Genomic DNA, 19,942 nt, shown 5'->3' with positions numbered 1-19,942 from the left:
CGATCAATAGGACTGACATGCAAAACATTCTCCTCTTCTCGATCCTCGGGCTCGCCTCAGGCGCGATCATCGCGACCATTGCGATCGGCGTCGTCCTGAGCTGGCGTGGCAGCGGCACCATCAACATCGCGGCAGGCGCAGTCGTCATGGTCGCCGGATACATCTTCTGGTGTCTGCGCACCGGCTACTTCGCGCCGGCGCTGATGATGGTGCCTGCGGTGCTCCTCACGCTGGTTCTAATGGCGCTGCTGGCCGTCGTGGTCGAGGTGGTCGCGGTCAAACCCCTGCGCACGGCGTCCCCATTGGCGCGGTTGGTGGCCTCGATCGGGGTGCTGTTGCTCTTCCAGGCGGCGGTTCAACTGGTGTTCGGCACCGCACCCGTGGACAGTCCGGCGGTGCTGAGTGCTGAGGTCGTAGAGGTCGTGGGCGTCACGGTCCCGATCGCGCACTTCATCCTGGCCGGTGTCGTGGTCGTCCTCGCTCTTGCGCTCTCGATGCTCTACCGATTCACGCGGTTCGGACTGGCGACCCGAGCTGCCTCCGAGAACGAACGCTCCGCGATCCTGGCCGGTTTGTCACCCGACTCGCTGTCGCTCGCCAACTCCGTCATCGCCTATGTCGTCGCCGGGTTGGTGGGGGTCCTGGCCGCCTCCGTGGTCGGCGTCAGCGCGAGCACGCTTCCACTGCTGATCGTGCCTGCCCTCGCGGCGGCGCTGCTGGCCAACTTCACGTCGTTCGGCATCGCGTGTGCGGCCGGACTGGCCATCGGTATCGGCGAGTCGCTGCTCTTCTATGCCTCCACGCAGTCGTGGTTCCCGACCCAGGACGGGTTCGCGCTGCCCGGTATGCAGCAGGTGGCCGAGTTCTTCCTCATCGTGATCGCGTTGTGGTGGCGTGGGTCGAGTCTGCCCCAGCGAGGCGAGACCGCTGGCCGGTCGCTTCCGCCCGTACCGCGTCAGGAGAGGCTCGTACGCCGCGCAGCTCCGGTCGTGCTGGCGTGCGCTGTCGCTCTGGTCGTGCTGCCGTCGGACTTCCGTCAGGCCGTCACCACAGGGCTCGTCGCCACCGTGCTCTGCCTCTCGTTCGTCGTGATCATGGGATACGTCGGTCAGCTTTCGGTGGTGCAACTGGCGTTGGCTGGCCTCGGCGCCTTCACGGTGTCCCGGCTCGGGACCGAGTTCGGCATCGGTTTTCCACTGGGGCCGATCATCGCCATCGCCCTCGCAACCGTGCTCGGCGTGGCCATCGGCGCCGCAGCCTTGCGAGTGCGGGGGATCACCTTGGTCGTCGTCACGCTCGCAGCGGCGATCGCCATCGAACAGTTCGTCTTCGCCAACGCACGATGGGGTGGGGGCCAGACTGGAGCGCCGGTCGAGTCGCCGACCCTCTTCGGCGTCAACCTCGGTGCCGACGCCTCCTTCCCCGGTCTGAACGGCACGCTGCCGAGCCCTCTCTTCGGCCTGCTCGCGTTGGTCGGCACCGTCGTCCTCTACGCGTTCGTCGCCAATCTGCGACGAGGCGACCTGGGCCGAAGAATGTTGGCCGTCCGGTCCAACGAGCGTGCAGCTGCAGCGGTCGGGGTGAACGTGCGTGCGGTGAAGATCGTCGCCTTCGGCATCGCGTCGGCCTTGGCCGGAACCGCCGGGGTCATGTACGCCTACAACTACTCCACCGTCTCGGCGGGCAGCTACGGGATCGCCATCGCGCTCACGTTGGTCGCCAGCGTCTACGTGCTGGGAGTGACGCTCGTCCAGGGTGCCGTGCTGGCCGGCTTCGGTGCCATCGGTGCCGTGGTTCCGCTGATTCTCCAGAAGTGGGTACTCCCTCAGGACCAGATCTCGATCTGGGTCCAGTTGATCATCGGCGTGGGCTTGCTCGTCCAACTGAAGCTGTTCCCCGACGGCCTGCTCGTGGGGATGGAGCTGAAGAAGGAGCGCCGCGCAGAGCACAAGGCCCAATCGGAGCCGAGTGTCGTCAGTCCCCGCGTCGAGGAAGGTGTTCCCGCATGATCCAACCCGTTCTGGACGCCCGCGGTATCAGCGTTCACTATGGTGGTGTCACGGCACTCGACGAGGTCGACATTGCAGTGGGCCCCGGTCAGGTGGTCGGCCTCATCGGCCCCAACGGGGCAGGCAAGACGACCTTCATCGATGCCTTGACGGGATTCGTCCGCCACGAAGGCACGGTGCGTCTCGACGGCGTGGACCTGAAACGCAAGCGTCCTCATGCTCGCGTGCAGGCCGGTCTGGGCAGGACCTGGCAGGCGGTTGACCTGTTCGACGATCTGTCGGTCGCTGAGAACATCGCCGTCGCGGCCCACCGACCAACCCTGGTCTCCACGTTGCGTGAGTTGCTGGGGGCAACGTTGCCTCAGTCGGCCGCGGTGGCGTCATCGCTCGAGGCTCTGGACATCGCCCACCTTGCAGAGGCGCGCCCGCGCGAGTTGGCGGAGGGTCAGCGCAAGTTGGTCGGCATCGCTCGTTCGCTTGCCGCTGCGCCCAAGGTGTTGTGTCTCGACGAGCCCGCGGCGGGCCTCGACACAGACGAGAGCGCCGTCCTCGGACAGCAGCTGCGACGACTGGCGGACGACGGTCAGTCGATGTTGCTCATCGACCACGACATCTCTTTTGTGTTCGGCACCTGCGACCACGTCGTCGTCCTCGAGTTCGGGAAGGTCATCGCTGCTGGACTGCCCGGTGACGTGAAGAACGACCCCCGGGTCATCGCTGCCTATCTGGGCACAGCAGCTGCGTCGATCAGTGGGGAGCGATCATGACTCAGGCACTTGAACTGCGGGGGCTGTCGGCCGGCTACCACGGGAGTACCGTCGTGCGGGATCTCGACCTGCGCGTCGGACGCGGTGAGGTGGTCACCTTGTTGGGACCGAACGGCGCGGGCAAGACGACGACGTTGTGCGCGATCTCTGGTGTGATCAAGACCCACGGTGGGAGCGTCACCCTGGGCGGGGAGGACATCTCGTCGGTCTCACCGACCAGACGCGCCCGCCGGGGCATCGCTCACGTGCCCGAAGACCGCGGACTGTTCTTCGGGCTGACGGTGGCTGAGCACCTCAAGTTGGGTCGTCGTGGCGAACACCTCGACGCCGAGCTGGCCTACAAGTACTTCCCGGCACTGGCCGCCATCACCAACCGGCGCGCCGGGGTGATGTCGGGCGGGGAGCAACAGATGCTGGCACTGGGCCGTGCTTTGGCCAGGCAGCCCGGTCTCCTCCTGCTCGACGAGCTGAGCCTCGGACTGGCGCCAGTGATCGTGGAACGGTTGCTCCCGGTCATCCGGCAGTTCGCGGACGAGACAGGGTGCGGAGTCCTGTTGGTCGAGCAGCATGTCCAGCTGGCGCTCGGCATCGCAGACCGGGCCTACCTCATGGGCCACGGGGAGGGCTCCACCAGTTACGACGCAAGCGAGTTGCTCAATGACACGCGCCTGATCGAGGCGAGCTACCTCGGTGGCGATGACTTGGACTTGGAGTCTCTCGCCACCGACCACAACCAGAAGATCTATGAGAGGGAAACACAATGATGATCGCGATGATCGGTGCCGGACGGATGGCGCAGGCGCTGACCCCGGTGTTCGTGCAGGCTGGACACGAGGTACGCCTCAGCAACTCACGCGGGCCGGAGTCGCTTGCCGACCTGGTCGCCGATCTCGGCCCCAGCGTGGAGGCCCGGACGGTGGCGGACGCGGTCGAAGGCGCGGACCTCGTTCTCCTGGCGACGCCCTGGGGGCGCACTGCCGACGCGGTGGCAGCCGTGGCTGACTGGCAGGGCCGTGTGGTCGTCGACGCCACCAACAACCGCAGCGCCCCGGGACCGCAGGGTCTCATCGACATCGGCGACCAGGTGTCGAGCGAGATCGTCGCTGGTTACGTGCCCGGCGCCGACGTGGTCAAGGCCTTCAACGTGACACCCATTCCGTTCCTGGTCGCTGCCCTGGGGTCGGAGAGCGAGAACGACGGCGAGGCCAAGGCCGTCTACATCGCCGGCGACGACGCCGGTGCAAAGTCTCGGGTGAGCGACCTCGTAGCCAGCATCGGCTGTGTCGCCGTCGACACCGGCGACCTCCGCACCGGAGGTCACCTGCAGGGCATGAGCGGTCCACTGACTGCCCGGCTGGAGATGCTCACCGCGTCGGAAGCCAAGGAACAGCTCGCGCAAGCCCAAGCCTGAACACCACCCCACTCCGGTTCGCGTGCAGCGTGCACGTGAACACAGACAAGAGAATTGAGAAACCAATGGCAATCGTTCGTGTCAGCAAGAGCACCCACCTGTCCGTCTCCGCCGATGAAGCCTGGGCGTTCGTCAGTGACTTCGCGGGCTACGCCTCCTGGCAGCCCCACATCGAGTCGGTCGAAATGCAGCCCACCGGGGACCGCAAGGTCAACTTCACCCGCGGCGACTCCGTCATGGACCGGGTGACCGCTCAGGACGAGGGCGCAAAGACGCTGACCTACGGGTTGGTGCCCGGACAGGAGGTCCCGATGAAGAGCCTGGATGCCACCTTCGCAGTGAAGGAGGACGGAGCGGGTTCCGAGGTGGAGTACACCATCGAGGTCGATGTCCCTGACGAGATGCAGGACATGGCACGCGGCGGCATCGGCGCTGACGTCGACGGTGCACTCGCAGGGCTCGACAGCAAGTTCAATGCCTGAGATTCCCGACACGCCGGTCGCCTTGGTGACCGGCGGTGCGGGATTCATCGGATCGGCGATCGTCGAACGTCTCCAAGCCGAGGGGCATCGCGTCGCGGTGCTCGACCGGGAGTCTGAGTACCCGGTCGATCTGTCGGACGAGGAGTCGGTCCGCTCCGCAGCACGCCAGGTGCTGGCCGACCACGGTCGGTGTGACGTCATCGTCCACGCGGCCGCCTCCTTCGAACTCGCCCCTCTCCCTGACCTTCGTGCCGACCTGCTGCGCCGGGTCATGGCAGTCAATGTCGAGTCGCCTATCTGGCTTCTGCAGGAGTTGAGCCCCGGGATGTCGGAGCGCGGATATGGCCGCGTGGTGTTCATCGTGTCGGACACCTTCTTCAACCCCCCGCCGGTCCCGGACATGCTCCCGTACATCACCAGCAAGGGGGCGCTCATCGGCGCCGCACGGTCGCTGGCCAGGTCGCTGGGCCCGCAAGGCATCACCGTCAACTGTGTGGCGCCCGGCATGACGCCGCCTCCGGGCGGTGGCATGGGAGCGGATCTCGCCGATGTGGAGAACGCGCTGGTCGAGGACGTGCGTCAGAGTCAGGCCATCCGGCGCAGCCTGGTGCCCTCAGATGTCTCCCAGGTTGTCGCCTTCCTCGTGCGACCCGAGGCCGAGATGATGACTGGGCAGACCTTGTGCCCGGACGGCGGCCTGGTGCTCCGGTGAGGAGCTAGCGGATGGACAAGACGTTCGACGACGCCAGCGCAGCGGTCGCGGACCTTCCCGACGGGGCCAGCATCGCGGTCGGCGGGTTCGGGACCGCGGGTGTGCCGTGGGCGCTCGTGAGGGCTGTGCGGGAGGGCGGGGCCACCGGGCTCACCATGGTCACCAACAATTGCGGTGTCAATGGCGCCGGCCTCGCCCTCTTGCTCCAGTCCGGGCGTATCGATCGGGTGATCGCCTCCTACATCGGCTCCAACAAGGAGTTCGCCCGGCAGTACCTCGCGGGGGAGATCGAGGTCGAGCTGACACCACAGGGAACGTTGGCTGAACGCCTGCGTGCTGGTGGTGCCGGAATCGCCGCCTTCTACACCGCAACCGGGGTGGGAACGATGGTGGCTGACGGGGGCGTACCGCTCCGTTTCGGGCCTGGAGGAGAGACCCTCGAGGTGAGTCCAGCCAAGGAAGTGCGGCGCTTTGAGCGTCACGGGCGGCAACAGGAGTTCGTGCTCGAGGAGGCGATCACCACCGACTACTCCTTCGTGCGAGCCAGCATTGCCGACCGTCACGGAAACGCGGTGTTCCACGCGTCGGCGCGCAACTTCAACCCGGACGTGGCCATGGCAGGGCGCATCACGGTGGTCGAGGCGGAACAGGTCGTGGACGTGGGAGTGCTCGACCCGGACTCGGTGCATCTGCCGGGCATCTTCGTGCAGCGCGTTGTCGAGGCGAGAGAGGTTGTCCAGTGAACCGCGGTTGGTCGCGCGAGGAGGTCGCGGTCCGCGCGGCACGCGAGCTGCGGGACGGGTACTACGTGAACCTCGGGATCGGGCAGCCGACGCGGGTCGCGGACCATGTGCCTGCAGGGATCGACGTCGTGGTCCACAGCGAGAACGGGGTCCTCGGCATCGGTCCGACACCAAGCCGACAGCTCGAGGACCCTGACCTGATCAACGCCGGGACGGAGCTGGTCACGGCACTGCCCGGCGCTTCGTTCGTCTCCTCCTCCGACTCCTTTGCCATGATCAGAGGCGGACACATCGATCTCTCCATCTTGGGTGCGATGCAGGTTTCGTCGTCCGGCGATCTGGCGAACTGGGCGGTTCCCGGCGTCGCGGTCAAAGGCATCGGCGGCGCGATGGACCTGGCCGTCGGAGCGCGCCGGGTGATCGTGGTGATGGACCACCTGGCCCGCGACGGATCAGTCAAGCTTGTCGAGAGCTGCACCTTGCCGCTGACCGGGCGCGGGGTGGTGGACCAGGTCATCACGAACCTCGGGGTCTTCGACATCGCACAGGAGGGCTTCGTTCTGACCGAACTGGCTCCTGGAATCACCGTTGAGGATGTTCAGGTGTCCACGGGAGCGGCCGTGACGGTACGGTTCCCAGAGACCCCGGTCCGGGGTTGTAGGGTGGCGGTATCGGAGTCCTGTGAGCGCTGAGAGCGAGGCGTCGGCGAGGTTGGCTGTCGAGAAGAATGGTCGTGACGCCGGAGGCGTACGTGCAGTGACGCGCAGCACGAGGATCATCACCGCGCTCGCTGAGCACCCGTACCCGCTCGGCATCGTTGAACTTGCCACCTTCGTACAGCTTTCGCCGGCCAGCGTCCACCGCATCCTGTCCACCCTCGTGAGCGTCGGGTGGGTCGAGCAGAATTCCCGGACGGCAAAGTACCGGCTGGGGATGCGTGCCATCGGTGTCGGCTCTGTGGGTCTGGTGACCAACCCGGTGCTTCACGACGGCCGCATGTACCTTGCCCGCTTGGCGGAGTGGTCTGGCCACGACGCTGTGCTGAGCACGCTCATCGGAGTCAAGACCGTCCAGCTGACCAGAGTGGCCGGCCCGCACACCGAGATGATCGAGTTCGAAGCGGGACATCCGCAGCCTGCGCATGCCATGGCTGACGGAAAGTTGCTGTTGGCGTACCTGCCTGAAACGGAGGCTCGCTACTTCTACGAGGTTGCAGGCATGCGCCAATACACCCCGAACACCATCACTGATCCAGCGCGGATGGAGCAGGAGCTCGCCCGGATCCGTGAGCAGGGCTACGCGGTCGACAACTCTGAACGGTTCGACCACGGGCGTGGGCTCGCGGTGCCCGTCCTCGACGTGGATGGCCGCCCGATCGCGGCCATGTTGTCCCTGGGGCGGATCGACCCCTCGCAGGACAGCGACATCGTGCAACAGATGTTCACGCTGGCGCGGGAGATGTCCGAGCGCCTGAGTGCCTCAGGTGATCTGCCTCCTGCGGCCGCAGGCGACGGTGTGTCCCTGCCCGGGGCCATCTCGACCTCGGGCGAGCGATCCGTCTGACGCACGCCGCCTGAGGCGCGTCTGCCGCTGCGGTCGCAGCCTCTGAGGCAAGCCCCGCGTGGTCAACGCCCCCTTCGCCGACCGCTCCTCCGGTCGCGGCATCCCGAACACCGCGTCGCTTGATCGGCGACCCCACGCAGCGAACGCCTGCCTGCGCCGAGGGCGTGGACCGCGGCCCTGGCTGCTGAGGCATGGCGGTTATCAGGTGCTCCGAATCGCTTGACGCGTGATGCTCATCACCCTACGGTTATGAAATCCGATTCCGACAGATGGAATGATGATGATGACTGCGATTGCACAACCCCCGACCTGGACCTCGCCCGGTCGCGACCTCCGTCCCGCGCAGGACTTCCGGCGGGTACTGGGTCAACTGCCTACGGGCGTGGTCCTCCTGGCGGCCCGCACTGCGGATGGCCCGGTGGGCATGGCCGTCAACTCGATCACCTCGGTGTCCCTGGAGCCCCGTCTGGTTTCGATCTGTGCCGCGCGCACATCGTCGACGTGGCCTCAGCTCCGCCGGGCAGGGCGCTTCTGCATCAGCATTCTCGCCGCGCACCACGAAAGCGCGAGCCGACGGTTCTCCGCGCCCGGGGACCGGTTCGCCGGTCTCACCTGGCACGACCGGGCCGGCGGCCCTGCGCTCGACGACGCCGTCGCATGGCTCGATTGTGAGCTGTACGCCGAATACGAGGCCGGCGATCACACGATCGCTGTCGCATCCGTGACCGATCTCGACGCTGTGGAGGACGGGCGCTCGCTGGTCTTCTTCGGTGGTCGTTACGGCCAGTTCGTTCCCAACCCGCAAGACTAGAGAGGACCACCGAAGTGAAGCTGCTGTTCTTTGACGACTTCAAGCTGGGCGTTGCAAATGGAGATGAGGTCGTCGACGTCTCTTCGGCGGTCAAGGAACTCCTTGACCGGACGCCGCAGCACCTGATGATCACCGTGATCGAGGAGTGGGAGACCTACCGCGAACCGCTCGAGCAAGCAGCTCAAGCCGGCGTCGGGGTTCCCCTCGACTCGGTGCGCATCCGCCCGCCGCTGCCGCGGCCGCTCAACATCGACTGCATGGCCAGGAACTACATGGAGGACGGCACGATCTCGGAGCGGCCGCCCATCAACGGATTTGCCAAGACGCCGAACTCGATCATCGGCCACGGCGATGCGATGGTCCTCCCCGACATCGCGGCGACCGTGTTCGAGGGTGAGGCGGAGTTGGCGATCGTGATCGGGAAGACGGCCCAGAACGTGTCCGCTGCCGAGGCCTTCGACTACATCTTCGGTTACACCAATCTCATCGATGGCTCGGCGCGAGGCATCCCGCCTCGTCAGAACGCGTTCTACCAGATGAAGTCCAGGGAGACCTTCTGCCCGATCGGTCCCTTCATCGTCACTGCGGACGAGATCGAGGACCCGATGAACCTCCCCGTCCGGCTGTGGACCAACGGCGAGCTGATGCAGGAATTCAACACCAACGACATGGCCTACGACATCGCGCGCTGCGTCGAGTTCGTCTCGTCCATCCACACGCTGCAGCCCGGCGACATCATCGCCACGGGGACCAACCACCGCGGCCTGCACCCGTTCATGGACGGCGACCGTGTCGAGCTCGAGGTCGGTGGGCTCGGCCGGTTGGCGATCGACATCCGCGACGACCTCAAGCGCACTTGGAATCGTGAGACACGCCACGCGCGCGCGGAAGCTGGGGCTGAGGGAACGTCGCCGCAGCTCACCGGCAAGTACTCCGCCGCCGAGGCCTGAGGAACGTGCGCGTCCTAAGGCTCGAACAGACCGGCGCCGGGATCGAGGCGAGCAGCGGGTTCCTGCCTCATCGAGATTCTCGGGTCAAGGGCCCCAGCGATGTCATCCCAGCGACCGCCTTCTGGATGATGCGCGCAGTGAAGGGACAGGAGCCAGAGCCCGGCTCGTTGGGTCCCCATCTGATGGTTGTGCTCTCCGGCACCGTGCGCGTCAGAGCCGATGGGAACGACCTCGGAGACCTCGGTCCAGGGGACGTGCTGGGCGCTGATGTCGCTCCTGACGGGGCGCTGGACCTCGAGTGGGCAGGAGACGCGTGGCTCTTCTACGCGTTGACGCCGCGTTGGCTCCCCTCGCCTGGTGACAACCAGGCGAGGGGAGACGAGGCACGGCGGCCAGGGCGGCCGCTGTTGACGTGGATCTACGACGACAACGGCACGTCAAGGTCAGAACCGTTCACCTGGCCTGGACCGATGGTGCCAGTGCCCCCCACCGATGAGTGGCCCCAGTCGCATGGTGCCTTCGTGACTCGTCGTGACTACGGTGACGACGGGTACGCGCCGGGGGTCTGGCACAACGGGCCGCGCCCTCAGTTGGGCTTCACCCTGAACGGGTGTGCTGAGAACGAGACGGGGGACGGCACCGTCACCCGTCCGGTTGCCGGTGACATGGCGTACATCGACGACGTCACCGGTGCCGGGCACGTGACGCGCGGTCAGGGGGATCGCTGGATGCTGTTTGTCACTGTCGCCCCGGAGCACCTGCGTTCCACTCCCGAAGCCTGATTGCTTGCTCCCGCCACCAGAGTGCGCGGAGAGCGGTCCCGACAACTACTTCTGCTTCTCTTTCGCGCGGAGCTCCCACGGAGCCTGCGTCCATACAGAAAGGGTGGGCCATCGTGTCTGCTGCTATTGACGAAACCCTGAGCGCAGCCTCTGGCGCCGAACTGCGCAGTGCGATGGTGTCGAAGGTCAGGGAACTCCGGCCGCGACTCCTGGAGGAACAGGCGGCCACCGAACAGCGGGGCGCCTTTTCTCCTGAGATGCATGAGATCTTCCAGGCCGAGGGGTTGTACAGGATCCAGCAGCCCCGCCGGTACGGAGGGCACGAGTTCGACGTACCTGCCTTCCTGGCTGTCGTGCGCGAGATCGCCCGTGGATGCCCAGGGACCGCTTGGTGCTTCTCCCTCTCAGCGGGGCACCACATCCAGATGGCTGCCCTCTTTTCGGAAGCCGTCCAGGACGAGATCTATGGCAGCGTGAGCGACTTCCTGGCTCCCTGCCGTCCCGTTCCCATGGGCGAGGCGCACTGGGAGGACGGGAGCTGGAGGGTCACCGGCGAGTGGGACTACTGCTCGGGTGCGCCCTACTCCACACATGCACTGGTCATGGCCCGTCTGCACGGCGGTCCGGCCACGCAGCCGTTCGGCCTCGTCGTCCTCCCGCGCAACCAGTGGACGATGCTCGACAACTGGCGAGGCAGTGTCCTGGGCATGGCAGGCAGTGGTTCCAACACCATCCGGGTCGAGAACGCCGTCGTTCCTGCGGACCACCTGGTGCAGGGTTCGGTGATGACGATGCCCGCCGGCGCGGACTCGGTCGGGTACAAGTTGCACGGCAACCCGTTGTTCTGCGGGCAGACGGCTGGCTACGCCCAGCTCGAGATTGCAGCGATCCTGGTCGGGACCGCACGCGCGACCGCGGACGAGTACGAGCGTCTCCTGCGGACGAAGAAGACGATGGGGCCGAGTCCCCAGCCGCGGTTCACGGCTGGTGAGCACCAGCGGGCGTTCGCCTCGGCGACTGCGCTCACCGACGCGGCCGAGGACGTTCTCGAGGCCGCTGGTCAGAGGTTCATGGACTACTGCAGAGATGCCGTGAACACGGCATCCGGGTTCTCCCGTGCCGACGCGGGTCGCACCTCCATGGCAGCGAACCAGGCGGTGGACCTGGCCTGGCAGGCGGTCGATCTCATGTTCCGGATGTCCGGCAGCAGCGAGGGTGCCAGGAACGGTGCCCGGATGCAGCGCTACTACCGCGACTTCTCCATGGCCCGCACGAACATGGCGCCGAAACTCGACATGGAGGCGCAGGCGTTCGCCGAGGCGTACTTCGCGAACTAGTTGCCTGCCTTCGAGAGGAGCCTGTCATCAGAGCTCGGGATGAAACTCAACCGTCCGCGGGGATCGCCGTGAACCACTACTCGATCGTGCGTCGGCTCGACGTCGGCGTCGACGGCTGCACGCTCCTCGTGGAGGATGCAACTGCGGCGCTCTCGCGTGTCCAGGTTGGTGCCCACCCTGATCGCCACGGAGCAGAAGATCTGGCGAGGCGAGGACTGTGGGCGTTGTCCGTCATGCTCGTCATCGGCAGCACGGGCGACGTCGGTTGCAGTGCGCTCTTCCGATCGGCGACCGGACCGGTGCGTCGGTCCGTCTCTCCGGGCGTGGCCCTCGGCCTGTGCGCCGATGGGCGTCAAACGGTCGTCATCCGCCGGGGGGACCATCCTCGAGCGCCTGCCGGGGCGACCGGAGCAGTCGAAAACTGACGGTATGAAGCAGGCGTCATGCGGTGGCCGAGTGTCGAATATCCGCATCGTCTTCAACCTTGATCACCGACCAGCAGCTTGGCGAGGACCGTCCTCGTAAAGCGGCCTGACCCAAAGGAACCCATGAGCGCCTTCATCTACGCCACGACCCGTACTCCGTTCGGAAAGTTCAAGGGCGCCCTTGCCGGTGTCCGGACGGACGACCTCGCTGCGGGTGTGATCGAGGCGTTGCTGGTTGGAACTCCCGGCCTGGAGCCTGCTGCGATCGAGGAGGTTGTCTGGGGCAACTCCAACGGCACAGGGGAGGACAACCGCAACATCGGTCGGATGGCTGCGCTCCTGGCTGGCCTTCCGACCAGCGTGCCTGCCAACACGGTGAACCGGTTGTGTGGCTCGAGTCTGGACGCAGCGATCATCGGCTCGCGACAGATCAAGTCGGGTGACGCAGACATCGTGCTGGTCGGCGGCGTCGAGTCGATGACTCGCGCCCCGTGGGTGCTGCCGAAGCCAGCGAATGGGTTCCCGGCATCCGACATCACGGCCCTTTCGACAACGATTGGTTGGCGGCAGATCAACCCGCGCATGCCGGAGGAGTGGACTGTCAGCCTGGGAGAGGCCAACGAGCAGTTGCAGGAACGGTTCCGCATCACCCGCGAACGGCAGGACGAGTTCGCCGTACGTTCCCATCTGCTGGCCGCGAAGGCATGGGATGAGGGCTTCTACGACGATCTCGTGGTTCCGTTCGCAGGTATGACTCGCGACGAAGGGGTGCGGTCCGACTCGTCGGTGGAGAAACTTGCCGGTCTCAAGCCGGTCTTCCGGCCCGACGGGACCATCACCGCTGGTAATGCCTCGCCGCTGAGCGACGGTGCATCCGCTGTGCTGCTCGGGTCCGAGCAGGCCGCAGAACGAATTGGGCGGGCGCCGATCGCCAGGATCGCTGGCTGCGGCGCGTTCGCGTTGGATCCGCAGGACTTCGGGTACGCGCCGGTCGACGCCGCAAACCGGGCACTGGCCCGGGCGGGGATCGACTGGAGCCAGATCGGAGGGGTCGAGCTCAACGAGGCGTTCGCCGTGCAGTCCCTGGTCTGCGTCGACGCCTGGCTGGAGCAGGGTCTGCAGGACCCCGAACTGGTCAACCAGAAGGGTGGAGCGATCGCGCTCGGGCACCCGCTGGGGGCCAGCGGGGGTCGCATCCTCGGCACGCTCGCGAAGGTCCTGCGTGAGCGGGGCGCTCGTTGGGGCGTGGCCGCGATCTGCATCGGCGTCGGGCAGGGGTTGGCCGTCGTACTCGAGAATCCGGAGGCGTCGGCGTGAGTCGCAGTCAGATCATGCAGTCCGCGGATGACTCGGTTGCGGACATTGAGGATGGCAGCACCGTGTTGGTGAGCGGATTTGGTCTCGCCGGGATGCCGGTCGACTTGGTCGACGCCCTGATCCGACAGGGTGCGACCGACCTGACGATTGTGGCCAACAACGCCGGCAATGGCGAGTTCGGCCTGGCAGCGCTGCTCAAGGCCAAGAGGGTCCGCAAGGTGATGTGTTCCTTCCCGCGGCAGGCCGACTCCTACATCTTCGACGACCTGTACCGCTCCGGCCAGATCGAGCTCGAGGTGATACCCCAGGGCAACCTTGCCGAGCGGATGCGCGCCGCAGGCGCAGGGATCGGCGCGTTCTTCTCGCCGACCGCCGTGGGCACACCGTTGGCCCAGGGCAAGGAGCACCGCAGCATCGAGGGGCGCGAGTACGTGCTGGAGCACCCCATCAAGGGCGACTATGCCCTCATTGCGGCGCACCGATCTGACGAGCTGGGAAACCTCGTCTACCGGAAGACCGCCCGCAACTTCGGCCCGGTCATGGCCACGGCCGCGACCACGACCATCGCCCAGGTGAACGAAGTCGTGAAGACTGGATTGCTCGACCCAGAAGTCATTGTGACACCGTCGATCTACGTCGACCGTGTCGTGCGGGTTGACTCCCGCAGCTACACGGTGCAAGGAGCGCGCTGACATGGTGGTGGAGAATCTGGATCGCGGTCCGCTGACGATGGACGAGTTGGCACGGGTCATCGCCGGAGAGATCCCAGTGGGTGCCTACGTCAACCTGGGAATCGGCCAGCCGACCAAGATCGCTGACTACCTGACTCCTGAGCAGGAGGTCGTTCTGCACACCGAGAACGGCATGCTCGGGATGGGGCGCCGGGCAGAGGGCGATGAAGTCGACGCGGACCTGATCAACGCCGGCAAGGTGCCGGTGACCGAGCTGCCCGGGGCGGCGTACTTCCACCACGCTGACTCTTTCGCGATGATGCGCGGCGGACACCTCGATGTGTGTGTGCTCGGCGCCTTCCAGGTCTCCGTCACCGGTGACCTGGCCAACTGGCACACCGGTCGGCGCGAGGACATTCCCGCCGTGGGGGGCGCGATGGATCTCGCCATCGGGGCCAAGGAGGTCTTCGTGATGATGAATCTGTTCGCCAAGGACGGCACCGCCAAACTCGTCGAGGCATGCACCATGCCGCTCACCGGTGTCGGCTGTGTCAGTCGGGTCTACACCGATGTCGCCGTCTTCGATGTCGGCTCGGATGGGCTCCGCGTGCGTGAGACTTTCGGGATCGGATTTGACGAGTTGCGCGATCGGGTCGACGTGCTGTCAGGGTTGCGGCCGGGCCTCCACTAGAGTGCTGGTCGGCGAGTCCGCTCGCCGTTCCCCGGTTGGTCTGCCGGTAGGGCCCGCCTGACTTTGAATCAGGACTAGCGACGTAGGTTCGACTCCTACCCGGGGAGCAATGTGATGTCGCGGGACATCGGAATGGCCGGATCCGTGAAGTCGTGGGTCCGGTCTTGTGCTTCCTTGGGCCGTGCGGCGCGAACATCCGCAGAGCGTTGACATCGTGAATCAATATCGACATGCTGTAAAACGATATGTAGTTATCGACTCTTGAGAACGTGGGCGGCGCGATGCGGCGACAGAAGGCCTTCAAGATCGCCAGCGGATTCGCTCTGGTCGCGTGGGTGGGGGCGGCTCTGTCCGCGCTGCTGGTCGCGACCTTCGGGGTCATCGGCCTGGCCGGCTGGGGCGACTACACGTACCGGGTCGAGGCGCCTCTGCCGGGCTTGTCGGTGCACTCGCAGTTCCAGCCCTCCTGGGCCGTGCACCAGAGCGCCGAGGTGTGCACCCAGCTCGACGTGATGAACCCCGAGACGGAGTGCTACAACTTCGTGCTCGACGGGCACCAGCGCACTGACGGGACGTATGTGCAGGGCGACGTACGACCCGTCGAAGCACAACTTTCCGGACGGGTCCTCCTGGATGCCGAGCCCGGCTGGAACTCCCTGATGGCGTCGTTGTACGGGATGCAGGTGCTGTCGATGCTGGTGGTGACCTTCCTGCTGATCCAGCTGTGGTTGATGTTGCGCGCGGCCTCAAGGGGCCACGAGTTCACTGACCACATGGTCCGTCGGCTGCGGTTCATCGGTTGGACGCTGGTCGCGTGGGAGTTCGCCGAACCGTTCCTGTGGCTCTTCTTCAGCCCCAAGGCAAATGACTACTCTGGAGCGACGACATTCGGTCCATCTCTGCACCTCTCCTTCGGCTCCATGGAGCCCGGCGGGCCGAGCTTGACGATGATCGCCTTCGGGTTGCTGCTGGTCCTTCTCGCCGAGCTCTTCCGGCACGGCGCCGCCCTCGCCGAGGAGCAGGAGCTGACGGTCTGATGGCCATCGAGATCCGCCTCGACCACATGCTGCTCGAGCGCAAGATGACCTTGACCGAGCTCGCCGACCGCGTGGGCATCACGGTGCCCAACCTCTCGATCCTCAAGACCGGCAAGGCCAAGGCCGTACGCCTGGCGACCCTGGACGCAGTGTGCCGCGAGTTGGACTGCCAACCTGGCGACATCATTGTTCGGGTGGACGACGACCGGTAGGCACGTCTGCGTCTGAGTACAACTGCGGGTGTCGCTGACGCTGCGCGGAGCGCACACTCAAGCCATGACAACCACCGGCAGTTCCGTTCCCCACGCCGCTCGACTCGGTGTCGCAGCACTCGGCCTGACCCTCTTCGCCGCCGCGATGTGGTTCGCCTGGTTGGGGTGGGACCACGAGTACTACGAGGTCGACGGGGTGGCGCAGGGTCCCTACCGGGCCTGGCAGGTCCTCGGATGCGGTCTCTCGATCGCCGTCGGTGCCGTGCTGGCGCAACTCTGGGTCCGCAGCCCGTGGGGCGTCCTGGCCTTGGCGCCGGCAGGGATCCTGGGGTTCGCGGTTCCTTGGACGGCCGACGCAGCCGCCTCCGACGACAGTGGCCTCTTCATCGTCGGCCTCTTCCTGTTGGTCGTGGGCGGAGGGATCGCTCTGGTGACGCTGCTCGGTGTGACTGCGCTGATCCAGCACAACATTCGTCGTGACTCTCAGGCCTCTTCGTCCGCCTGACCCTTGTCGACCGTTCCGGTCGGTGGCGTGTCCACCCAGGTCCTCGTCAACTTTGTCCCGCGCTCCAGCGGTACTTCGTCATCGGAGCGCTGGACCTCGACCCACTTCGAGCTTCCCCACCCGATCCACATCGGGAAGCGGGCGATCCAGCCGGCGACCCAGAAGCCGATGATGCCGGCGGCGAAGAGGGTCGCGCCCGCCACGAAGAACGCCTCCTGCTCGGTGAGTTGTCCGACCGGACCGAGCCACAGCCCCGCGCTGAGTCCCAACGCCGGGATCCAGGCGTGTCGGTGGACGGCGAGACTGCCGATGACCGCCGCGATCGCGATCGGCAGCACGACGGGCGTGGTGAAGAGGGCCGCGGAGGTCGTCTCCCCCAGGATCTCGCCGTCGCGGGTGAGCCAGGCGCCGATCCCCACGGAGACTCCGGCGAGCACGGCCATCAGCCCCATCAGGACGGCGGCGGCGGCGTTCTGGTGCGTCAGCGCCCAAGTCACGGCCGGCGGTAGGGATCGATCGTTGCGTGAGTTCACCGCCTGAACCTACGTGAAGCAGGACCGTCACCGATGTCCTGATGCATCACTGCACAGGCAGGCTCTTGCCTCTTGCGCATCGAACGCGTGTTCGAGTAGGGTTGCTTTCAGGTCTTCTACTCAGGACACCGACCAGCACCTTCGGGGGTTGGATTCGGAGACGGTGGGGCCAGTTGCGAGGGTGATGTGATTGTCCGGCTCTGCCGGGCCTCCAGGAGCGACGACTTCTAATGCCGCGTGTGTACGCGGTGTGTCGTCGTTGTCGTGGGAGGAGCCGCTCGTGAGACCTCAGATTGCTGGGTTGACGCATCCTGTGCTGGTGGCTGCCGCCTCGATCGATGAGGCGTTGAAGTCGGTGGCGGATGTGAACCCGACGTTCATGACCACCCAGGACAAGGCCACTGCTCTGGTCGACTTCGTGGGCCTTGAGTCGCGGATGGCGGAGCTGCGGCTGCGGGTCCTGGCGGCTTCCGAGGACGTCGCGGACGCGGAGGGGTTCCGCTCAGTGGGTGCGTGGTTGTCGCACCACACTCGGCTGCGACGCAACGACGCTGCTTCGGACTTGTCGTTGGCGACAGCCCTGGATCGCGACCGCCCGGTGCTCGCCGCAGGTGTGCGTGAAGGGCGGGTCAATGTGGCACAGGCCCGTGTCATCGTCACGGCACTCGAGGAACTCCCGACCCGTGTCGGTGTCGAGGTGCTCGCGCAGGCCGAGGCCCATCTGGTCGAGTTGGCCGCCGAGCACGACCCGACGGAGTTGGCGCGGCTGGGAAGGCGGATCCTCGAGGTCATCGACCCGGAGCGGTTCGAGGACGAGGAGGCCCGCAAACTGGCTGACGCGGAGAAGCATGCAGCAGAGAAGCAGCGGTTGAAGATGCGTGCCCTGGGTGACGGGACGACCCGGATCACCGGGATCGTCCCCGACGCCACCGCCGCTCGGCTCGCGTCCTACTTGCACGCGTTCACGAACCCGCGGCTGTCAGACGGGGCGGTGCGGTCCGCGGTTGACGAGTCCGGTCAGAGTGCTGCTGAGAAGCCCGCGTTCGGCGGGCCACTCGCGATGCTGGGCCGGCCGAAGCAGCTCGCTGAAGCCTTCACACAACTCCTTGAGGCATTCGATCCGTCGAGGCTCCCGATCCACGGCGGGGACGCCACCAACGTGACGGTGACGATTTCGCTGGCCGACCTGATCAAGGATCTCGGGGTCGCGACCATCGACAACGGGACACCCGGCGACGGGTTCGACACCCTTACCGCCGCCCAAGCCCGACGCTTGGCGTGCACGGCCCGGATCATCCCCGCCGTCCTCGGCGGCGACTCCGAGATCCTGGACCTGGGTCGGGGGCAGCGGCTCTTCACCAAGGCCCAACGCCGCGCGCTATTGCTGCGCGACAAGACCTGCAGAGCCGAGGGCTGTGACATCCCCGGGACCTGGTCCGAGGCCCACCACCTCATCGCCTGGTCCCACGGCGGCGCGACAGATCTTCAGAACGCAGCGTTGCTGTGCTCCAAGCACCACCATCGGGCCCACGACCCCGGCTACGACATGACCAGGCTCACCAACGGAGACCTTAGATTCCACCGACGACGGTAAGAGCTGGACGCTCTGGCGCGAATCAGACCGTGCATTGCCCGGGATATCCAGATCGCGGTGACCGCAGGCGACGGGCTGGCTCAATGGCGCTCCATGTTGCTGACTCGAATGACCTGGGTCAGTCGACAATCCCTGCCGGCTCGGAGTGCTCAGGCGCTCAGCCGTGCCCCCGTCACGCTGTCGAAGACCGCGACCTTGTCGTGGTCGGGGACCAGGCGTACGACCTCGCCCTTCTTCAGGGGTAGGCGGCCAGGGATCCGGGCGACGACCTGGTGGAGCAACGTCTCGGCGCCCGGAGCGGCTGGGGTGGCGTACAGGTAGGCATCAGCGCCCAGCTCCTCGGTGACAGTGACGGTGACCGGGTAGCCGTCCTCGCCGTCGCTGGCCAGGCGCCAGTTCTCGGGACGGATACCGATGGTGATGTCGCCCTGCGCCTTGGCGGCGGCCTCGCGGTCGATCGGGAGCTCGAAGTCGTCGACCACGGCGGTGCCGTCACCTGTGGTGGTGGCTGCCAGCAGATTCATCGCCGGTGAGCCGATGAAGCCCGCCACGAAGAGGTTGGCCGGGCGGTCGTAGAGGGCCAAGGGAGTGTCGACCTGCTGCAGGACGCCGTCCTTCATCACCGCGACCCGGTCGCCCATCGTCATCGCCTCGACCTGGTCGTGCGTGACGTAGACGGTGGTGATGCCGAGCCGCTGCTGGAGCGCCGCGATCTGGGTGCGGGTGGCGACGCGCAGCTTGGCGTCGAGGTTGGAGAGTGGTTCGTCCATGCAGAAGACTCGGGGATGGCGGACGATGGCACGTCCCATCGCGACCCGTTGGCGCTGCCCGCCGGAGAGGGCCTTGGGCTTGCGGTCGAGGTAGTCGGTCAGGTCCAGCAGGGTGGCGGCCTCGGCGACCCGTACGGCTCGCTCGGCCTTGGAGACCCCGGCCAACTTGAGGGCGAAGGCCATGTTCTCCCCGACGGTCATGTGCGGGTAGAGCGCGTAGTTCTGGAAGACCATGGCGATGTCGCGGTCCTTGGGTGGCAGGTCGTTGACCACGCGACCGTCGATCCGGACCTGCCCGGAGGTGACCTCCTCCAACCCGGCGAGCATGCGCAAGGAGGTCGACTTGCCGCACCCCGAAGGACCGACGAGGACGACGAACTCGCCGTCGGCGATCTCCAGGGTGAAGTCGTCGACCGCCGGCCTGCTCTCACCCGGGTAGACGCGCTCGGCGTGGTCATAGGTCACTGAAGCCATGGCTTGCATCCCCTTCGCCGGCGCGTGGGCGCCGGGATTGTGGTCCGCCTCGACGACCCGTCCACCACCTGATGGTGGTAGCGCTTCCACTCCATATTGGGCCGCATGCAAGGTGCGTATCGCCGCATACTCGCAGGCGAAGGAAC

The 19,942-nt window shown here is 66.3% G+C and carries 22 protein-coding genes and 1 tRNA gene; 21 read left to right on the top strand and 2 right to left on the bottom strand.

Features of this window, described 5'->3' with window-relative positions:
* Positions 1-17: 17 nt before the first annotated feature.
* The 20 genes from DNK52_RS03935 to DNK52_RS03835 all read left to right on the top strand — a co-directional run bounded on the left by DNK52_RS03935 (position 18) and on the right by DNK52_RS03835 (position 16,425).
* Positions 18-2,009 carry an ABC transporter permease gene (locus DNK52_RS03935; protein ID WP_110239632.1) on the top strand — a complete coding sequence of 664 codons (1,992 nt, stop codon included), beginning with the start codon at positions 18-20 and terminating at the stop codon, positions 2,007-2,009.
* A complete protein-coding gene (locus tag DNK52_RS03930) occupies positions 2,006-2,776 on the top strand; it encodes an ABC transporter ATP-binding protein (RefSeq protein WP_110239631.1) in 771 nt (256 codons plus the stop codon). Before DNK52_RS03935 ends, DNK52_RS03930 begins: the two co-directional genes overlap by 4 nt.
* Positions 2,773-3,540, top strand: coding sequence for an ABC transporter ATP-binding protein (locus tag DNK52_RS03925; RefSeq protein WP_110239630.1), 768 nt, complete (start codon positions 2,773-2,775; stop codon positions 3,538-3,540). Before DNK52_RS03930 ends, DNK52_RS03925 begins: the two co-directional genes overlap by 4 nt.
* Positions 3,537-4,187: an NADPH-dependent F420 reductase gene (locus DNK52_RS03920; protein WP_110239629.1), complete on the top strand. Its 651-nt coding sequence runs from the start codon at positions 3,537-3,539 to the stop codon at positions 4,185-4,187. The genes DNK52_RS03925 and DNK52_RS03920 overlap by 4 nt, the downstream gene beginning before the upstream one ends.
* Before the next feature lie 65 nt (positions 4,188-4,252).
* A complete protein-coding gene (locus DNK52_RS03915; protein WP_110239628.1) occupies positions 4,253-4,669 on the top strand; it encodes an SRPBCC family protein in 417 nt (138 codons plus the stop codon).
* On the top strand, positions 4,662-5,381 hold the full coding sequence (locus DNK52_RS03910) for an SDR family NAD(P)-dependent oxidoreductase (RefSeq protein ID WP_162598594.1): 720 nt from the start codon (positions 4,662-4,664) through the stop codon (positions 5,379-5,381). The genes DNK52_RS03915 and DNK52_RS03910 overlap by 8 nt, the downstream gene beginning before the upstream one ends.
* A gap of 11 nt (positions 5,382-5,392) precedes the next feature.
* The gene (locus tag DNK52_RS03905; protein WP_110239626.1) at positions 5,393-6,124 is read left to right on the top strand and encodes a CoA transferase subunit A; all 732 of its coding nucleotides are present in this window, start codon (positions 5,393-5,395) and stop codon (positions 6,122-6,124) included.
* Positions 6,121-6,816, top strand: coding sequence for a 3-oxoacid CoA-transferase subunit B (locus tag DNK52_RS03900; RefSeq protein ID WP_110239625.1), 696 nt, complete (start codon positions 6,121-6,123; stop codon positions 6,814-6,816). Before DNK52_RS03905 ends, DNK52_RS03900 begins: the two co-directional genes overlap by 4 nt.
* Positions 6,806-7,687, top strand: coding sequence for an IclR family transcriptional regulator (locus DNK52_RS03895; RefSeq protein WP_110239624.1), 882 nt, complete (start codon positions 6,806-6,808; stop codon positions 7,685-7,687). Before DNK52_RS03900 ends, DNK52_RS03895 begins: the two co-directional genes overlap by 11 nt.
* Before the next feature lie 274 nt (positions 7,688-7,961).
* Positions 7,962-8,498 (top strand): flavin reductase family protein, encoded by a 537-nt coding sequence (locus DNK52_RS03890; RefSeq protein WP_338036722.1) that lies wholly within the window; start codon positions 7,962-7,964, stop codon positions 8,496-8,498.
* Between the two features lie 14 nt (positions 8,499-8,512).
* Positions 8,513-9,448, top strand: a complete 936-nt coding sequence (locus DNK52_RS03885; protein ID WP_110239623.1) for a fumarylacetoacetate hydrolase family protein — start codon at positions 8,513-8,515, stop codon at positions 9,446-9,448.
* Positions 9,449-9,969: 521 nt separating this feature from the next.
* Positions 9,970-10,230 carry a cupin domain-containing protein gene (locus DNK52_RS15955; protein ID WP_162598593.1) on the top strand — a complete coding sequence of 87 codons (261 nt, stop codon included), beginning with the start codon at positions 9,970-9,972 and terminating at the stop codon, positions 10,228-10,230.
* 113 nt (positions 10,231-10,343) lie between these two features.
* Complete coding sequence (locus DNK52_RS03875) at positions 10,344-11,567, top strand: acyl-CoA dehydrogenase family protein (RefSeq protein WP_162598592.1); 1,224 nt, start codon at positions 10,344-10,346, stop codon at positions 11,565-11,567.
* 548 nt (positions 11,568-12,115) lie between these two features.
* Positions 12,116-13,309, top strand: a complete 1,194-nt coding sequence (locus DNK52_RS03865; protein WP_110239619.1) for a thiolase family protein — start codon at positions 12,116-12,118, stop codon at positions 13,307-13,309.
* Positions 13,306-14,001 carry a 3-oxoacid CoA-transferase subunit A gene (locus DNK52_RS03860; protein ID WP_110239618.1) on the top strand — a complete coding sequence of 232 codons (696 nt, stop codon included), beginning with the start codon at positions 13,306-13,308 and terminating at the stop codon, positions 13,999-14,001. The genes DNK52_RS03865 and DNK52_RS03860 overlap by 4 nt, the downstream gene beginning before the upstream one ends.
* 1 nt (position 14,002) lies before the next feature.
* Positions 14,003-14,671, top strand: a complete 669-nt coding sequence (locus DNK52_RS03855) for a 3-oxoacid CoA-transferase subunit B (RefSeq protein ID WP_110239617.1) — start codon at positions 14,003-14,005, stop codon at positions 14,669-14,671.
* A gap of 28 nt (positions 14,672-14,699) precedes the next feature.
* Positions 14,700-14,778 (top strand) — tRNA-Gln (locus tag DNK52_RS03850).
* Between the two features lie 174 nt (positions 14,779-14,952).
* Positions 14,953-15,708, top strand: a complete 756-nt coding sequence (locus tag DNK52_RS03845; RefSeq protein WP_162598591.1) for a DUF2975 domain-containing protein — start codon at positions 14,953-14,955, stop codon at positions 15,706-15,708.
* Complete coding sequence (locus DNK52_RS03840) at positions 15,708-15,920, top strand: helix-turn-helix domain-containing protein (protein WP_110239615.1); 213 nt, start codon at positions 15,708-15,710, stop codon at positions 15,918-15,920. The genes DNK52_RS03845 and DNK52_RS03840 overlap by 1 nt, the downstream gene beginning before the upstream one ends.
* Before the next feature lie 64 nt (positions 15,921-15,984).
* The gene (locus DNK52_RS03835) at positions 15,985-16,425 is read left to right on the top strand and encodes a hypothetical protein (protein ID WP_110239614.1); all 441 of its coding nucleotides are present in this window, start codon (positions 15,985-15,987) and stop codon (positions 16,423-16,425) included.
* On the opposite strand, the gene DNK52_RS03830 is transcribed toward DNK52_RS03835, so the two are convergent.
* Positions 16,404-16,958, bottom strand: a complete 555-nt coding sequence (locus tag DNK52_RS03830; protein WP_162598590.1) for a hypothetical protein — start codon at positions 16,956-16,958, stop codon at positions 16,404-16,406. The genes DNK52_RS03835 and DNK52_RS03830 overlap by 22 nt on opposite strands.
* A gap of 280 nt (positions 16,959-17,238) precedes the next feature.
* On the opposite strand from DNK52_RS03830, the gene DNK52_RS03825 reads away from it, so the two are divergent.
* Complete coding sequence (locus DNK52_RS03825; RefSeq protein ID WP_239455367.1) at positions 17,239-18,552, top strand: HNH endonuclease signature motif containing protein; 1,314 nt, start codon at positions 17,239-17,241, stop codon at positions 18,550-18,552.
* 149 nt (positions 18,553-18,701) lie between these two features.
* On the opposite strand, the gene DNK52_RS03820 is transcribed toward DNK52_RS03825, so the two are convergent.
* Complete coding sequence (locus DNK52_RS03820) at positions 18,702-19,796, bottom strand: ABC transporter ATP-binding protein (RefSeq protein ID WP_110239612.1); 1,095 nt, start codon at positions 19,794-19,796, stop codon at positions 18,702-18,704.
* Positions 19,797-19,942: the final 146 nt, after the last annotated feature.

It is taken from the genome of Nocardioides gilvus, from assembly GCF_003194605.1.
Lineage (GTDB): Bacteria > Actinomycetota > Actinomycetes > Propionibacteriales > Nocardioidaceae > Nocardioides > Nocardioides gilvus.
Note: the sequence above shows the minus strand (reverse complement) of the source record. Positions and strands in the feature narration are given on the sequence as shown.

Coding starts and splice junctions, on each gene's coding strand:
- DNK52_RS03935 (WP_110239632.1), top strand. CDS start 18: ATGCAAAACATTCTCCTCTTCTCGATCCTCGGGCTCGCCTCAGGCGCG.
- DNK52_RS03930 (WP_110239631.1), top strand. CDS start 2,006: ATGATCCAACCCGTTCTGGACGCCCGCGGTATCAGCGTTCACTATGGT.
- DNK52_RS03925 (WP_110239630.1), top strand. CDS start 2,773: ATGACTCAGGCACTTGAACTGCGGGGGCTGTCGGCCGGCTACCACGGG.
- DNK52_RS03920 (WP_110239629.1), top strand. CDS start 3,537: ATGATGATCGCGATGATCGGTGCCGGACGGATGGCGCAGGCGCTGACC.
- DNK52_RS03915 (WP_110239628.1), top strand. CDS start 4,253: ATGGCAATCGTTCGTGTCAGCAAGAGCACCCACCTGTCCGTCTCCGCC.
- DNK52_RS03910 (WP_162598594.1), top strand. CDS start 4,662: ATGCCTGAGATTCCCGACACGCCGGTCGCCTTGGTGACCGGCGGTGCG.
- DNK52_RS03905 (WP_110239626.1), top strand. CDS start 5,393: ATGGACAAGACGTTCGACGACGCCAGCGCAGCGGTCGCGGACCTTCCC.
- DNK52_RS03890 (WP_338036722.1), top strand. CDS start 7,962: ATGATGATGATGACTGCGATTGCACAACCCCCGACCTGGACCTCGCCC.
- DNK52_RS03865 (WP_110239619.1), top strand. CDS start 12,116: ATGAGCGCCTTCATCTACGCCACGACCCGTACTCCGTTCGGAAAGTTC.
- DNK52_RS03855 (WP_110239617.1), top strand. CDS start 14,003: ATGGTGGTGGAGAATCTGGATCGCGGTCCGCTGACGATGGACGAGTTG.
- DNK52_RS03845 (WP_162598591.1), top strand. CDS start 14,953: ATGCGGCGACAGAAGGCCTTCAAGATCGCCAGCGGATTCGCTCTGGTC.
- DNK52_RS03840 (WP_110239615.1), top strand. CDS start 15,708: ATGGCCATCGAGATCCGCCTCGACCACATGCTGCTCGAGCGCAAGATG.
- DNK52_RS03835 (WP_110239614.1), top strand. CDS start 15,985: ATGACAACCACCGGCAGTTCCGTTCCCCACGCCGCTCGACTCGGTGTC.
- DNK52_RS03820 (WP_110239612.1), bottom strand. CDS start 19,796: ATGGCTTCAGTGACCTATGACCACGCCGAGCGCGTCTACCCGGGTGAG.